The sequence below is a fragment of the Bradyrhizobium sp. NP1 genome, from assembly GCF_030378205.1.
Taxonomy (GTDB): domain Bacteria; phylum Pseudomonadota; class Alphaproteobacteria; order Rhizobiales; family Xanthobacteraceae; genus Bradyrhizobium.
Genome location: NZ_CP127385.1, coordinates 6,021,713 through 6,036,156, shown reverse-complemented (window position 1 = coordinate 6,036,156; position 14,444 = coordinate 6,021,713). Strand labels below are relative to the sequence as shown.

Genomic DNA, 14,444 nt, shown 5'->3' with positions numbered 1-14,444 from the left:
GCTTATTTCGGCGTCATTCTACGCACAATCAGTCGAGATGAACAGGTATCTTTTGCCTAAGCGGATAGCCGGAAACCTAAGCCATCGCTTAGGGGCGCGGTCATTGCATTATTGGAGAATGTCTCGGACACTGGAAATTGCATGCAGGCGCGAGGTATGCCGCCAGTGTGTGTGGAGCGAGGAAGGTGCCTGGAACCGGCAATGTTGAACCGAGCACTGATAGCCATCGTCGACGATGATCAGCTCTATCGTGAGTCAATGCGAAAGCTCGTAGCGTTAATGGGCTACACCGTCGAGGCGTTTCCGTCAGCAGCCGATTTCCTGGCGTCACGCTTTTTGTCGGAAACCACCTGCTTGATCGCCGACGTTCACATGCCCGGAATGACCGGTGTCGAACTGCACAGGTATTTGGTCGATGCAGGGTACGCGATTCCGACGATCCTCGTTACCGCCTACCCCGATGAGGTCGTCAGGGATCAGGCTCTAAAGGACGGGGTTGTTTGCTACCTCAGCAAGCCAGTGGAGGACGACTATCTTGAGCGATGCCTGCGTTCGGCTCTGCAGCCGGGTTCGCCGATCGAAGACAATTCATGAGTCGGTGTCCGCCGGCAAGGTGAACTGAAAAACGGCGCCGCGAGGTTCGTTCGCTTCCGCCCACAACTCGCCCCTATGAGCGTAGATGATAGAGCGGCATATCGACAACCCCATCCCTGTTCCACTCGACTTTGTGGTGTAAAAGGCGTCGAAGACTCGATCGAGATGCTGCGCATCAATGCCGGGCCCTGAATCGCGTACGGCTACGAGGGCGCCTGCCTGATCCTGCTCGGTGCTGATCAACAGCTCCCTTGCTCCCTCTTCAACCGAGCTCATTGCTTCAGCCGCGTTGAGAATCAGATTCAGTAGGACTTGTTGCAGCTGAATGCGATCCCCCAGAACCGGAAGCAATCCATCCGCAAGCCGAGTCTGGACCGAAATGCCATTCTTGTGGATCACGCTTTGCGCCAATACGAGCACTTCGCTCAGCGCCGCATTGAGATCAAAGCGTTCCTTTCGCGGAGGCGCTTTCTTGATGTGATCACGCATCCGTCCGACGATGTCCCTGGCCCGGTCCGCGTCCCTGACAACACAACCGAGCGCTTCCCTGACCTCACCCAGGTTCGGCGGATTCATCTCCAAAAAGCGCATTCCCGCACGAGCATTGTTGCGTGCGGTCGCGATCGGATGCAGAATTTCGTGTGAGAGCGAGGCGGCCAATTCTCCCATCATGCTCACGCGGTTCATGTGGGCGAAATCCGATTGCATCTGCTGCAACCGCGCCAACGCTTGTGTGCGATCTTCGGTGTCAGTCAGCAGAGAATACCAGCGAACAATGCGGTCGGAGGCATCCCGGACCGGAATGCCTCGGATCTCAAACCAACGAAATTCGCCGTCGAAGCGCCTCACGCGTGCTTCGGTCCCATAGGGAACGCCGGCGGCGATCGATTTTGTGAAGACTTCAGCGAGATGGGGAAAGTCATCGGGATGTATCGTTCCGTTTGTGCCCCAGTTCCTCAGCTCTTCCAGTGACTGGCCGCAATACTCAAAGATTTGACGATTTACGGCTTCGAGGTCACCATTCGGGGCCAAGACTGCAACGAGGCCCGGTATCCCGTCAATCGCCGAGCGCAAACTTCGCTCGCTTTCACGCAAGGCTTGCTCGGTACGCTTGCGTTGCGTCACATCGACGGTCGAATTCATAGCCTCCAACAGCGCGCCGTCGGAGGAAAACAGGTGATGGCTGGTTCCTTCAAGGTATTTGACTGTTCCATCAGGAAGTAAGATTCTGAACTCGGTTGTGAAATCCGTTTTCTGGCGCACTGCTTCTTGAACTGTTTCCCTCACTCGGTCTCGATCGTCTGGGTGGATGCGTTGCCGCATATCCTCACGGCTTGGAAGGCCTTGCAGCGGATCAAACCCCCAGATTCTGTAGCTCTCGTCGGACCAATAAATAAATCGCTTCGTTGTCGCACTATAGACCCAATTTCCGCTGCGGCTTAGCCTCTGTGCTTGGCTTAGCCAGGCTTCGCTGCGGCGCAGCCGGTCCTCGGCCCGCTTGCGCTCGGTCAGATCGAGGACGAACGCAAGGCGGTCGCCGCCTTCCTTGAACAGCGTGGCGCCCACAAGCACCGGAACGCGGCTGCCGTCTTTCCGAAAATACTCCTTCTCGAAGGGCTGAACGATGCCGGTTGAGTTTAGTTCAGCCTGGGTGAGTACGTCGCGCTCGCGCCATTCGGGCGGGGACAGCTCGGTCCAGTGCACGCGGCCCGAAACCAAGTCTTCACGGCCATATCCTACGAGACGTAGAAACGCGTCATTGGCTTCAATAATCCGACCTTCGCGGTCAGAGATGAAGATCCCGATGATGTTGGCGTCGACCAAACGCCGAATCTTCTCTTCGCGATCTGCGACGTCGTGATAGAGCCGCGAATTTTCGAGCGAGATCGCCGCCTGCGAAGCAAGCACCCTCAATACAGCGACGCGATCAGGCGTAAAGACTCCGGGTGTCAGATTGTTCTCCAGGTAGAGAATGCCTGTAAGCTTTCCCTGGTTGATTAACGGCAAACAGAGAATAGAACGGAGATAACTCTCAGCGATGTAGGGATCGGCAGAAAATGGATTGTGAGATGACGCATCGTCGAGAATCACGATTTCCTGAGTGCGTATTCCATAACGAACGAGCGACTCCGGCAGCGCGGCTGCAGTCGGGCAACCTTCCCGCAGATGCACAGTTATGTTCTCTCGGCTAGCGGTCGCTTCCGCCTGTATCTGCAGCTCATCGCCTCGCGGCGCAATCAGGAGACCTCGCACGGCACCAGCGTGCTCGAGAGCCGCGCGCATGAGTTTGTCGATGAGCTTATCCAGAACCATCTCGCCCGATACCGCTTGCGATACTTTGATCATCGTCTCGAGATCGAGATATTCGACTGGTGCTTCGATCGCGCCCGTCGAACCCGGATAAAGCCGCAAGCTGACATGGCGCAGGCGGGGCATCCGCGCGCGCTGCTCCTGTCTCAGCCAAGGATTGAGTTGATCGAGTTGTCTTACCTTTCCGTGCGCGCCCCAGCGCAGGTAGCAGTCCCGGGCGTTTCGTAGATATAGGTGCGCGATTTGCTCGAAGCCGCACGCGGTGTAAAAGCGCGCCGCCAGCTCTTTGGCGAGCGCCTCGTTGTGGATAAAGCCGTTTGCCTGTGCCGAAAGGATGGCTTGTTCGTAAAGGTTCATGGCATCGAACGCGCGGCCATCAATCCGGGCAATCTCCGCACCAACCAACGCAGCGCGGTTCTCGAAGTTTTCCGCACAGTGCTCCGCCCATACTTCGAGCTGTTTGTGGTGGGCCACAAGAGCCTCAAAATGTTGCTGCCTCTCCTCGGGAGGTGCGCGATGGCATGACGCCGCATGAGCAAGCGCATCATAGAAGCGAAACTCCGCCGTTTCGAACATCGACGGTGATGTCCACAGCAGCCGTTGCGCCCTCGCTGAAGCCTCGAGGGCGCTGGCGTTGTCGCCAGCAAAGAAGCGCGCCTGCAGCTTGCGGATCCAGTACCAGCCCTCGGCCAGCGCCAAAGCTGGGTTATTTGCCAAACCGTGTTCGAAGAGATGCTCAACGAAGCCCTCTTCGTCAAATGAACCGAATGTCGGCGTCAAGCCGCGGAGAGTCCGAATCAATCCGAGTTGGGTTCGGATGCGGTCAATGGCGAGACGGAACCGCATCTTCAGCGCAAACGTGAGACCACGCTCGGCTTCACGTTGCACCTCATCGAGTGGATCGCCCGCCGCGAGAAGGTTTGTGTTCAGGTGGGCGTAGCAGGACGCCTCAAAATTGAGATCACCGCTTTGGTTTGCGGTTTCGAACGAGCGCCGCACCAGATCACGGCCACCTCGGAGATGTCTCGTCCAAGGAACCACCAAGCTCCCAAAGTTGAAATAAATCCTGGTCTGAAAGCGCTTCAGCCCTCGTTTTTCGACCAAATCACAGCCGAGCTGCCCGAATCGAAATCCGGCCTGGTAGTCGCCGAAGTGTGGCCCAGCGACGAAGCCTAGCACTGAATAGGCCAAGCTCGATGCGTCACAGTTGCCACTCTCGAGGCTAAGGTTGACTGCCCGGCAGCTAATTAGGGAAAGCAGATTCGCATCCGTGTACAAGGCAGGCACCGCGAGCTTGGTCAGAACATCGAGGGTTGCGAGCGATGCCGGCTCGCTTAACAAAGGCAGCTCGATAAGCGCCTCGATCGGCCGGTCCCCGAGGATTGACCAGATCCGCCCGTATTCGCGCCGCGCTTCCTCTGCCGTCGGATGCGGCGACCACTCGATGCCCAGATGCCGGAGGAAATCGAGACCGACGGCGACCGCGCGGGCGCTCTGATCGAGGGTCACGTACAGATCCACCCGCAGACACGCGACGGTCGCTCGCTCGACCGGACCTGTGGCGTGAGCCGAAAGCGCTTCCAAGCGCTGCTCCGCTTCCGCCAGCGCACCGGTCAGGAACTCGCATTCGGCCCGATTCAGTTCCAGCGCGAAGGGGAGGTCGCGCCGGCGCACCCAGCAATCCTCCGCCAACAACGCGGTACCGGCGGTGAGATAGTTCAGCGCCGAGACGTACGCAGTTGAGGCTTTGGCGCGCTCGCCCGCGAACAGATTGAGCGCGGCGAGCTGTTCGCGCTCCTGCATGGAGGTCATTAAGCTCGCCCCACGATTGAGCTGATTGACGATATCGAAGATCGCCTTCTCCGGTTTTTCCGGAGGCGTATGCGCCGCGAGCAGTCTCCCTATTCGAAGGTGCGCCTCGGCGCGCAGTTCCTCCGGGATCAGCCCATAGGCTGCCTCCTGAACGCGATCGTGGACGAACCGGTAGGCGCCTGCCACACGTTCGACCAGCCCCTGATGGCGGGCCGGCCACAGAGTCGTATCGATCTGCCCCTCCGAAATCCCGAGGACCATCGAAAGTGCCGTGATCTCGGCGATGTTTCCAAGACAAGCCAGCTGCTGCAATGCATTTTGCGTCTCGGTCGGCAGGCGGGTGATCTTCCCGACCATAAGATCAGCGACGTTGTCGATGTAGCCCTTGGCGTGAATGCGGCCGATATCCCAGGACCAGCGCGCGCCATCATGATCGAATGTGAGTAATTCTTCCTCGGCGAGCGAAGACAGGAACTGAATGGCGAAAAACGGATTGCCGCCGGTCTTCACGTGCACCAGCTTCGCAAGCGGCGCAGCGCGCTCTAACTCGCAGCGAAGAGCGTCCGCAACCAACTGCCCAAGGTGCTCTCGGGCGAGCGGCGACAGCGTGATCTCCACGACCTTTCCGCCGGCGGCCTTGATGGCCTCGAGCTTTCTCATTAGCGGATGAGCGGCAGTGACTTCGTTGTCGCGATAGGCACCGATCAGCATGAGGTGCGTCAGACCTGGCCGCAACAGATCCTCGAGCAGATCAAGCGTCGGCGCGTCGAGCCACTGCAGGTCGTCGAGGAAGAGCGTCAGTGGATGGTTCGGTCGGGCAAATGCGCCAATGAAGCGCCGGCATACGAGTTGAAAACGGCTTTGTGCTTGCTGTGGCGGTAACTCAGGAACCGGTGGCTGGTCTCCGATGATTGGCTTGAGTTCGGGAATGAGATCGATCATGAGCCGCCCGTTCGATCCCAGCGCCTCTAGAAGCGCGCGGCGCCAGCTTGCCAACTCGGTGTCGTTCTTGCTGAGGAGAGGCCGGATGAGACTTTGAAAAGCCTCCACCAGTGTCGCGTAAGGGATATCGCGCTTGTACTGGTCGAACTTGCCAGACGCGAACAGGCCGCGCGGCTGCACCAGTACCTTGTGCAGTTCATCGACGACTGAGGACTTGCCGATGCCGGAAAATCCTGAGACGAGCACCAACTCTGGCACACCGGTCTTGATGATGCGATCGAAGCAGGAAAGCAACGTCGCGATCTCACGATCTCGTCCGTACAGCTTTTCGGGAATCAGCAGCTGATTCGGCGTGTCCTGCAGTCCGAGCGGGAAGTCATCGATGCGTTGGCGCGCTTCCCATTCCGCCAGGCAGCGTCGCAGATCGCGCTCGACACCGCCCGCGGTCTGGTAACGATCCTCGGGTGTCTTGGCGAGCAGTTTCATGATTATCGCCGAGACGGGCGCTGGGACACTCTCTAACCGCTCCCCTGGCGGCACCGGCATTCTGGCAATATGACAGTGCACCCATTCCATGGGATCGGTCGCTGTTAAGGGCAGGACGCCCGTGAGCATCTGGTACAGCGTGACGCCGAGGGCGTAGAGATCGCTGCGGGCGTCGATCGAGCGGTTCATCCGCCCGGTTTGTTCGGGTGCCATGTAGGCAAGCGTACCGGCGATGGTCTCGGGCGGCTCGGGCGCCTGCCGCTCGCGGGACAGGCGCGATGCGATGCCAAATCCCGTGAGCCGCACCTGTCCATCCGCGCAGTCCACCACAATGTTGGCTGGCTTGATGTCTTTGTGGATGAACCCGCGCTGGTGAAGCTTGCCGAGAGCCCAGGTGACAGCGGTGGCCAGGCGCAAGAAGCGTTCTACCTCCATGGGCCCACCGAGCAAACGGTCGAGCGGCTCGCCGCCCAGATCATCGAGCACCAGCACGGTCCGACCGGCGTCGCGCATGAGGGCGAGTGGCCGCGCCGCCCATGCCCCGTCGAGCTCATCTTTCAGCTCGTATTCGTGCGTGAGGCGATCGAGTCTTGAGGGGGACGGGTGGTCGGCGGCAGGGGAAACAAGCAAGACGGCGATCCGGTTGCCATTGTCGTCCAGTCGCCAGCCACGGCGGAACACGCGCTCCCCGTCCTCCCACACCTGAGAGCTACCGTCCGAGCAGGCGACGTTCAGCGACGGCTGCACCATCTATCAGACTCCGGTGTCGCGCGTCGGCTTGAAGTCGGCTGATCAGGCACTTCGTGCGCCACACGCGCGGCCCCCTCTTCAGCCTAGAGAAATCGTACTCCATCGCCCGAGAAATGCCAGCCGTCCCTTGGTCTTTCGCGGCGGCCGAGAGTTCCGCTCGAGCGAATCCTCGTGGAACGAGCGCCGCACTCTCGCCGCAGGACCCCAGGCGTGCCTCAGCACACGTTCAGCGCGAAGGTGCGAGCCTGATTGCGAAGCCAATCTGGCATGCTCGTGATCGAGGCTTCCGCCGGACGAACGCAGTCGCGGGATCGCAGCGGGCGAACTCTAGGACTCCTCTGAGCCTTCGTATCATCGTCCCGCCCCTTTGGATGCCCCAGCTCAACCCGCGCTCAATTGAGCCGTTGGTGACAGTCCCCTTAGTCTTAGTGCATCCGAAATGCGCACAGGCCAAAAGGAGAAAACAATGCCTTACCGCTTGGAAAGTGACGGGTCTGACAAGACCATGCGATGCGCAGTCTGTGAGGGCAACTTTGGTCTCGTTCGGCATTATTCGTGGCGAACGCCGCTTTGCTCCAGGAAGTGCGTCGATCGCTTCAAGGCGCGCCGCCAAAGCGACCACAATTGGATGAGCTGGTTCCAAATCGCTTTCGACCAGTCGCTCGGGAACCGCGCGAGGGCGTCATGACGCTTCAGATCTCACAACGACGCAAGGAATACTTGAAGACAGCGCAGACTTTGCTCCGCACTGCCAAAACCATGACTGACCAAGCGATTGCGGCTCAGCTTAAGGCTCTTGCCGACGACTACGAGCGGCGAGCCGAGAAGGCTTCGCTTGACGATGCAGCCAAAGCATTGGCTCGATCCGGTGCTAGCGCTGAATGCGAGTAGCATACATGAGCTGATGGGCAGCTTCTCTCAGCAGCTCTCGAGCCGACCAGAGATCTAATTTCAGCCGAAAGTCGATCCGCTAGGAGGGCGAGGGCGGCTGCCACTCTGCCGACATCCGAAACCGGCACTCGCCTTTTCTAAGCCATGGTTTATGTGGCGCAACTACAGCCGTACCCTGAACAACCCACGTGCACTCCGCAAGCTGGTCGCGGGGCCGACCGTTTTCATCTGCGACGAATGCGTCGAACGTTGCATGGACATCATCCGCGAGGAGAACAAGTCCTCGCTGGCGCGACGGCACCCCGACGCCGAAGGAAATCTGCAAGGTCCTCGACGACTACTGACTCGACCGAACTAAACGGACGCCGCCTTACAACACCCGACCCCGTCAGATAATAGGAGTGAAAACATGGGTGAGGTTATTCGATTTGTCCCAAAGTCCGAGCGGGAGCGAGTTCGCCTTATTCGAGAAGCCCGAGCGATATACGACAGCGTCTTTCCGCCGTCTGATCCCGTCCGCGAGCAGCGGGACAAGGCATCCGCAAGCCATGTGCGCATCGGCGCAGACGTCCATCGCGGCGAGGGCGACCTATCATGATCGCGATCATCGCCGTGCTCTGCAGTTTGTCTTCACCGGCAAATTGCCACGAGCAGACCGTCACCACCTCGGACTTCGTTGACGTCTCGATGCAGTCCTGCCTGATGGGCGCACCCCAGCTCGCCGACTGGATGAATCAGCATCCGACCGAGCGCCTTGCGACCAGACCGCCCTTGTCTTGGTCGAGTCCACAGGGCGGCCACATAGCGATAGGCGGTGGAATGCGTCAGATTCAGCGCGCGCGCGACCTGCTCAGCCATTTGTCGTGCAGCTCGGAATCTACATGAAATCCCTCGTGACAGGCGATCTAGGGTACTCGTTCAGGCACAACATGCCGATCAGCGAGCTGATCCTGGATCGCCTGCCGGCCACGCTTCTTCTGGTGTCCGTCAGCATCCTTCTTGCCGCGGCGATCGGCTCATCCCTCGGCCTCCTGGCCGGCTTCACGAGAGGGCGCTGGCCCGACGCCGCGATCTCGTTCCTTGCGCTGCTCGGTTATGCCACGCCGCTGTTCTGGCTCGGGCTGATGCTGGTGGTGATCTTTTCAGTGCGGCTTCGCCTGCTGCCTAGCAGCGGGATGACGACCGTCGGCGCGGATTATACCGGGCTCTTCTTCCTCGCGGACCTTGGCGCACACCTGGTTCTTCCGGCTGTGACGCTGGGGCTTTTCTATCTCGCCACCTATGCGCGGATCGTGCGAGCGTCGACGCTCGACATCCTGAGCATGGACTACATCCGTGTGGCGATTTCGAAGGGCGCTTCCGGTCCGAGGCTCGCTTTCGTCCATGTGTTGCGCAACGCGATGCTTCCGGTTCTGACCATCTTTGGCGTCCAGTTCGCGACCGCACTCGGTGGCGCGGTCGTGGTCGAGGTCGTCTTCGGCTGGCCGGGGATCGGCAGGCTTGCGCAGGAAGCCCTGCTTCAGCGCGACGCCAACTTGCTGCTCGGCATTCTGTTCTTCTCAGCCATGCTAGTCTCGATCGTCAATCTGCTGGTCGACTTCCTCTATTCGGTCGTCGATCCGAGGATCAAACTCCAATGACATCCCTTCGTATCGCCGCGTCCGCCGTGGGCGGCGGGAAGCGGTTGATCATTCTCGTGGCACTGGGGGGATTGCTCGTCCTGCTCGGAATCATCGGTCCACACATCTATCCGGTCGATCCCTGGGCGATGTCCGGATCGCCCTTCGTTTGGCCATTTCAAGACCCGAATTGCATCCTAGGTACTGACGCCCTCGGCCGAGATGTTCTAGCCGGACTGGTCCACGGCACGCGCCTGTCGCTTGTCATCGGTATGGTCGCTGCGACAACGGCCCTTGTGCTCGGCATTCTCGTGGGCGCGATTGCAGGCTACTACCGCGGCATAGTCGACGACGTGCTGATGCGTTTGACCGACACGCTTCAGACGACACCCTCGTTCCTGATGATGATTGTGCTCGTCGCCGTCTTCGGCTCGTCGATCCCTGTGATAATCACCGCTATCGCCGTGGTGTCGTGGCCGCCGGTTGCCCGCTTGACCCGTGCCGAATATCTCACGCTACGCGAGCGCGAATATGTCAACGCGGCGCGTCTCCTGAAGATGGGCGATATCAAGATCATGTTCGGCGAAATCTTGCCGAACGCCCTTCCGCCGATCCTGGTGATGGTGTCGATCCTGGTTGCCAATGCCATCCTGAGCGAGGCAGCGCTTTCCTTTCTCGGGCTTGGCGACCCTAATGCCACATCGCTCGGCACCATGATCGGCACGGGGCGCGAGTCGCTCCGGAGCGCCTGGTTCTAGGTCGCCGTGCCCGGTTTCATGATCGTCTTCATCGTGATCGTCGTGAACCTGTTGGGCGACCTCCTCAACGACTGGCTCAACCCGCGAGGTGGCTCGTGACCCGCGCCCAACCAACCGAACCCATGACCGCGTCGGAGGCCAAGGTCGCGTGGGCGCTTCGGGTCGAGGATATGACCGTCACGCTCAAGACCCGGACGGGGACCGATCTGCAGGTCGTGGAAGGTGTCTCGCTCGCGGTGCGGCCGGGCGAGGTCATGGGACTAGTCGGTGAATCCGGATGCGGAAAATCCGTGACAGCTCAGGCCATCATGGGCGTACTCCAAGGCAGCATGAAGATCGCCTCGGGCCGGATCTGGCTAGGCGAGCAGGAACTCACGGCTCTGCCCGACCGCAAGCGAAGGGAAATCCGCGGTCGGGACATCGCGATGGTGTTCCAGGACCCGATGAGTTCGCTAAACCCGCTCATGACCATCGGTTCGCAGATAGCCGAGTCTCTCATCATCCATCAGCTAGCGAGCCGCAAGGAGGCGAGATCCAGGGCGCTGGAACTGCTGAGGTTGGTTCGCATCTCGTCGCCCGAGATTCGGATGTCGGAATATCCGCACCGCCTCTCAGGCGGCATGCGGCAGCGCGTGATGATTGCGATCGCGCTGGCGTGCAAGCCCAAGGTCATCATCGCCGACGAGCCGACGACCGCACTCGATGTCACGATCCAACGCGACATCCTGAACCTGCTGCGCGACCTGCAGCAAGAGCTTGGGCTCTCGGTGCTGATGATCACGCATGACTTCGGCGTCGTGAAGGAATTCGCCGACAACGTCACGGTGATGTATGCAGGAAAGGTGGTCGAGCGGGCGGCTTGTGCCGATCTGTTCGATCACCCGATCCACCCCTATACGACGAGGCTTCTTGCCGCCACCCCCCGTTTCGACCGTTCTGTGGACGGCGATGTCCGCAAGAGAATGGTTGAGATTCCCGGTATCGTGCCGCCGCTTGGCATGCTGCCGGCGGGGTGCAATTTCCATCCACGGTGCGACCTCAAGTCCGAGCGCTGTCTCGCGGACAAGCCTTTGCTCCTGCCCGTGGGCTCCACGCACAACGTGGCCTGCTTCAATGCGCGAGGCGCGCATGCCGTCCGGTGAAGTTGTCTTGAGGGCCGACAATGTCGGCGTCGACTACACCGTCGCCGGCAAGGTGGTGAGGGCCGTCGAATCGGTGACGATCGAGCTCCGCAAGGGCGAGACTCTCGCCATCGTGGGCGAATCCGGTTGTGGCAAGTCCAGTCTTGCTCGGACGCTTGTGGGGTTGGTCCAGCCCACGCGGGGCACGATCACGATTTCCCCCGGCGACACTGTTGCGATGGCGCGCCAGAACGCGATCCAAATGGTGTTCCAAGATCCGTATTCGTCTTTCAATCCGCGCAAGCGGATCTCCCGATCGCTTGACGACGCGCTGGCGTTGTCGGACCGCTCGCAGTCTCAACACAACGAATGGCGCGATTTCCTAATCAAGACCGTCGGGTTCGGACCAGAAGTGCTGACCAGATACCCGCACGAATTTTCGGGTGGCCAGAGGCAGCGGCTGGCCATTGTCCGCGCGTTGTGCACCGGCGCGAAGATCGTCGTCTTCGACGAGCCTGTTTCCGCGCTGGACGTGTCGGTGCAGGCTCAGATCCTGAACATGATGGCGGATCTTCAGGTCGAGCTCGGCCTATCCTACGTCTTCATCTCGCACGATCTGGCGGTGGTGAAGCACATCTCGGACTACATCGCCGTCATGTATCTGGGCCGGGTTGTCGAGGAGGGGCCGCGCAGCACTTTCTGGCCGGACGCCAAGCATCCCTACACCAATATGCTGATGAATGCCGTGCCCGGTGTCGCGCAGTCGTGTGGCGCGCAGCAGGGCCCGAAGGAGGCCATCGACGTCACTGCGATCAATCCGCCCAAGGGTTGCGTGTTCAGCCCCCGCTGCCCCAACCGGCAAGATATCTGCAGCAATGCCGCGCCGGAGCTGCGCGCCGAGGCCCGAGGTCGCAAGATCGCATGTCATGTGTTGTAGCGCGGGCGGCAGCGGCCGCGCCCGTTCCGGACCGGGGTGGACGCCGCACTGATTGCCACCGTACCGCCATATGCGCGTACGTGGATTGACGGAGAACATAACTTTGGATTCGAACACCCAACCCAAACAGCGCATTCGCCGCGCCTTTGTCACGGTCGGCGACCGTCTGGTTCACTACCGCTACGCTGGCAGCGGCCCGGTTGTGATCCTCATCGGGCAGTCCCCAACCAGTTCGCGGACGCTGGATCGTCAGACTCTGGCCTTCGCCGAGCATTTCACGGCCATCGCGCTGGATGCACCCGGACTGGGCCGGTCAACCGCGCTCAACACGCCCAAGCCAGACGTGGCCGATCAGGCCATCGCGCTTGCCGACATGCTCAACCAGATGGGGATTGCGAAGGTCGGGCTGTACGGCTCTCACACCGGTGCCAGCATCTGCTTGGAGTTCGCACGCCGCTTCCCGGAGCGATCGGCAATCGCGCTACTGGACGGCCTGCCGATCTATTCAGACCTGGAGCGCAACCTGCGTCTCAGTACCTATTTCCCCGAATATACGGCGACCTGGGAAGGGCTGCATCTAATGTGGCTCTGGTATCGCTACCGCGAGCAGAATGTGTTCTGGCCCTGGAACATCCGCGGCAAGGGTACCCGCGGCGATGTCGACATTCCATCGCCAGAGAAACTGCACAATGGACTCGTGGATATCCTCGAGGTCGGCATGGGCTACGTGCCACCCTACGCGGCGGTGTTCCGGTATCGTGCAGAAGAGGCCATCCCCCATCTGAAGACGCCGGTCTATTTTCTCGCCTACCCGGACGATTCACTGCTCCCGGCGCTCCGGCACCTGCACAATCTGCCTGACTGCTGCCGCATTGCGGAAATGCCGATCGACAAGGCGGCGGGAGTCGCGCACGAGATCGCACTGCTGAAAGAGGCTGGTGACTGGGGCCAGTCGCCCTTGGTCATCGGAACCACGCCGCGCGCCGCCGGCCAAACCCGCGACTATTTCGACCTGCCGGGGGGGGGCAGCTTGCCTTGCGCCGCTACGGCGCCGGCAAGGGACGGACGATCATCGTCCTGCCGCCTGCTCCTGGATCGGTCAGCATGCTGGGCACACTGCCCGAGTTGCTGAGCAAGGATCGCGAGGTGATCGCGATCGACCTGCCGGGATGCGGGGACTCGGACGCTCTCGCCAATGTCGCCGTCGAAGTCGAAGCCTATGCCAGGACGATCGCTGGGGCTCTTCCCGCGCTGGCCGACGTTCCTGTTGATGTCTATGCCAGGGATGGCGGCGGAGCGGTCGCCGTCGCGCTGACCCAGCACGCGCCTTCGCTGATCAAGAAGGTTGTCCTCGACAATCCGTCAGCACTGCCGCCAGCACAGCGCGACGAGATCGCGGCGCGCTATGCTGAGCCGATTCAGCTCGACTGGGATGGTGCGCACCTTATCCGTCTCTGGCATGCCACGCGCGACCAGGAACTCTACTGGCCTTGGTACGAGCGGACGCGTGAGGCGGTGCGCAAGAACGATCCCGACATCGATCCCGAGCGCCTGACGACCGAGGTGCACGCCTACCTCAAGAACCACGAAAGCTATGAGGACACCTGGAAGGCGGTGCTGACCTATCCGATGTATGAGCTGATTGAGAAAGGCCGCGATCGTCTGGTCATTTGCGGCGATGAGAACGGTAAGTTCGTCGACTTCGCGCGCGCTGCGGCGGGTGCGGCGTTCCACGCCCTTCCAGCCGGCAACTTTGCCCGCAGCGCGGCGATTCTCGATCTGCTTTGCGAATAATGAATGGGCGGGTGTACGCCCGGCGCGCGCACGTGACGTCGGGATCTTTCGGAAGCAGAAGCACTCTCTCGCCCCGCTCTGCTTGATCCACATTCGAGCGGTCGATACCAGCATTCGGACCTTTCAGTTGGGAGGTCAGCTTGATCCGTCTGACACGCCAGGCCGGAGATGTCCTCGTCGTAGATTAGGATACTGGGGCGAGCAAATCGGACAATCTGAAAGATCGGAGGGGCATTTGGAGCCCGCCGGTCGAACTTGAGCTTGCAACCGCAGGTGATCGCGGAATGAGCGGTTATGGAATGTTGGCTTGTCGCAAAATAAGCCTATCGGTCCTCCCGCGGTCTGCTCAAATACCGGGCCGCGATTTTCTGCGATTTTGTCCTTTTGAGCCAGAACCTCGTTGTGCGCGGGCTAGGCGAGCTTTAAATCA

Annotated in this window: 11 protein-coding genes and 1 pseudogene; 11 read left to right on the top strand and 1 reads right to left on the bottom strand. The window is 60.5% G+C overall.

From position 1 onward, the window contains the following. Positions 1-201 precede the first annotated feature (201 nt). Entirely contained in the window at positions 202-594 is a 393-nt protein-coding gene (locus tag QOU61_RS29255; RefSeq protein ID WP_289654684.1) for a response regulator transcription factor, read from the top strand. On the opposite strand, the gene QOU61_RS29250 is transcribed toward QOU61_RS29255, so the two are convergent. Then, entirely contained in the window at positions 589-6,894 is a 6,306-nt protein-coding gene (locus tag QOU61_RS29250) for an AAA family ATPase (protein WP_289654683.1), read from the bottom strand. The genes QOU61_RS29255 and QOU61_RS29250 overlap by 6 nt on opposite strands. 684 nt (positions 6,895-7,578) lie before the next feature. Between QOU61_RS29250 and QOU61_RS29245 the strand changes: the two genes are divergently transcribed. From QOU61_RS29245 to QOU61_RS29200, 10 genes and pseudogenes are all read left to right on the top strand, one after another. Then, positions 7,579-7,785 carry a hypothetical protein gene (locus tag QOU61_RS29245; RefSeq protein ID WP_289654682.1) on the top strand — a complete coding sequence of 69 codons (207 nt, stop codon included), beginning with the start codon at positions 7,579-7,581 and terminating at the stop codon, positions 7,783-7,785. Between the two features lie 151 nt (positions 7,786-7,936). Further along, positions 7,937-8,126, top strand: a pseudogene (locus tag QOU61_RS29240) (ClpX C4-type zinc finger protein); the annotation flags it as partial. Positions 8,127-8,194: 68 nt separating this feature from the next. Then, entirely contained in the window at positions 8,195-8,383 is a 189-nt protein-coding gene (locus tag QOU61_RS29235; RefSeq protein WP_289654681.1) for a hypothetical protein, read from the top strand. Continuing rightward, a complete protein-coding gene (locus QOU61_RS29230) occupies positions 8,380-8,670 on the top strand; it encodes a hypothetical protein (RefSeq protein WP_289654680.1) in 291 nt (96 codons plus the stop codon). Before QOU61_RS29235 ends, QOU61_RS29230 begins: the two co-directional genes overlap by 4 nt. Then, positions 8,667-9,425 (top strand): ABC transporter permease, encoded by a 759-nt coding sequence (locus QOU61_RS29225; RefSeq protein WP_289654679.1) that lies wholly within the window; start codon positions 8,667-8,669, stop codon positions 9,423-9,425. Before QOU61_RS29230 ends, QOU61_RS29225 begins: the two co-directional genes overlap by 4 nt. Continuing rightward, positions 9,422-10,162 carry an ABC transporter permease gene (locus QOU61_RS29220; RefSeq protein WP_289654678.1) on the top strand — a complete coding sequence of 247 codons (741 nt, stop codon included), beginning with the start codon at positions 9,422-9,424 and terminating at the stop codon, positions 10,160-10,162. The genes QOU61_RS29225 and QOU61_RS29220 overlap by 4 nt, the downstream gene beginning before the upstream one ends. A 95-nt stretch (positions 10,163-10,257) precedes the next feature. Beyond that, complete coding sequence (locus QOU61_RS29215) at positions 10,258-11,304, top strand: ABC transporter ATP-binding protein (RefSeq protein ID WP_289654677.1); 1,047 nt, start codon at positions 10,258-10,260, stop codon at positions 11,302-11,304. Then, a complete protein-coding gene (locus QOU61_RS29210; protein WP_289654676.1) occupies positions 11,291-12,220 on the top strand; it encodes an oligopeptide/dipeptide ABC transporter ATP-binding protein in 930 nt (309 codons plus the stop codon). Before QOU61_RS29215 ends, QOU61_RS29210 begins: the two co-directional genes overlap by 14 nt. A 103-nt stretch (positions 12,221-12,323) precedes the next feature. Continuing rightward, a complete protein-coding gene (locus QOU61_RS29205; protein ID WP_289654675.1) occupies positions 12,324-13,352 on the top strand; it encodes an alpha/beta fold hydrolase in 1,029 nt (342 codons plus the stop codon). Then, a complete protein-coding gene (locus tag QOU61_RS29200; RefSeq protein WP_289654674.1) occupies positions 13,325-14,014 on the top strand; it encodes an alpha/beta fold hydrolase in 690 nt (229 codons plus the stop codon). Before QOU61_RS29205 ends, QOU61_RS29200 begins: the two co-directional genes overlap by 28 nt. Positions 14,015-14,444 lie beyond the last annotated feature (430 nt).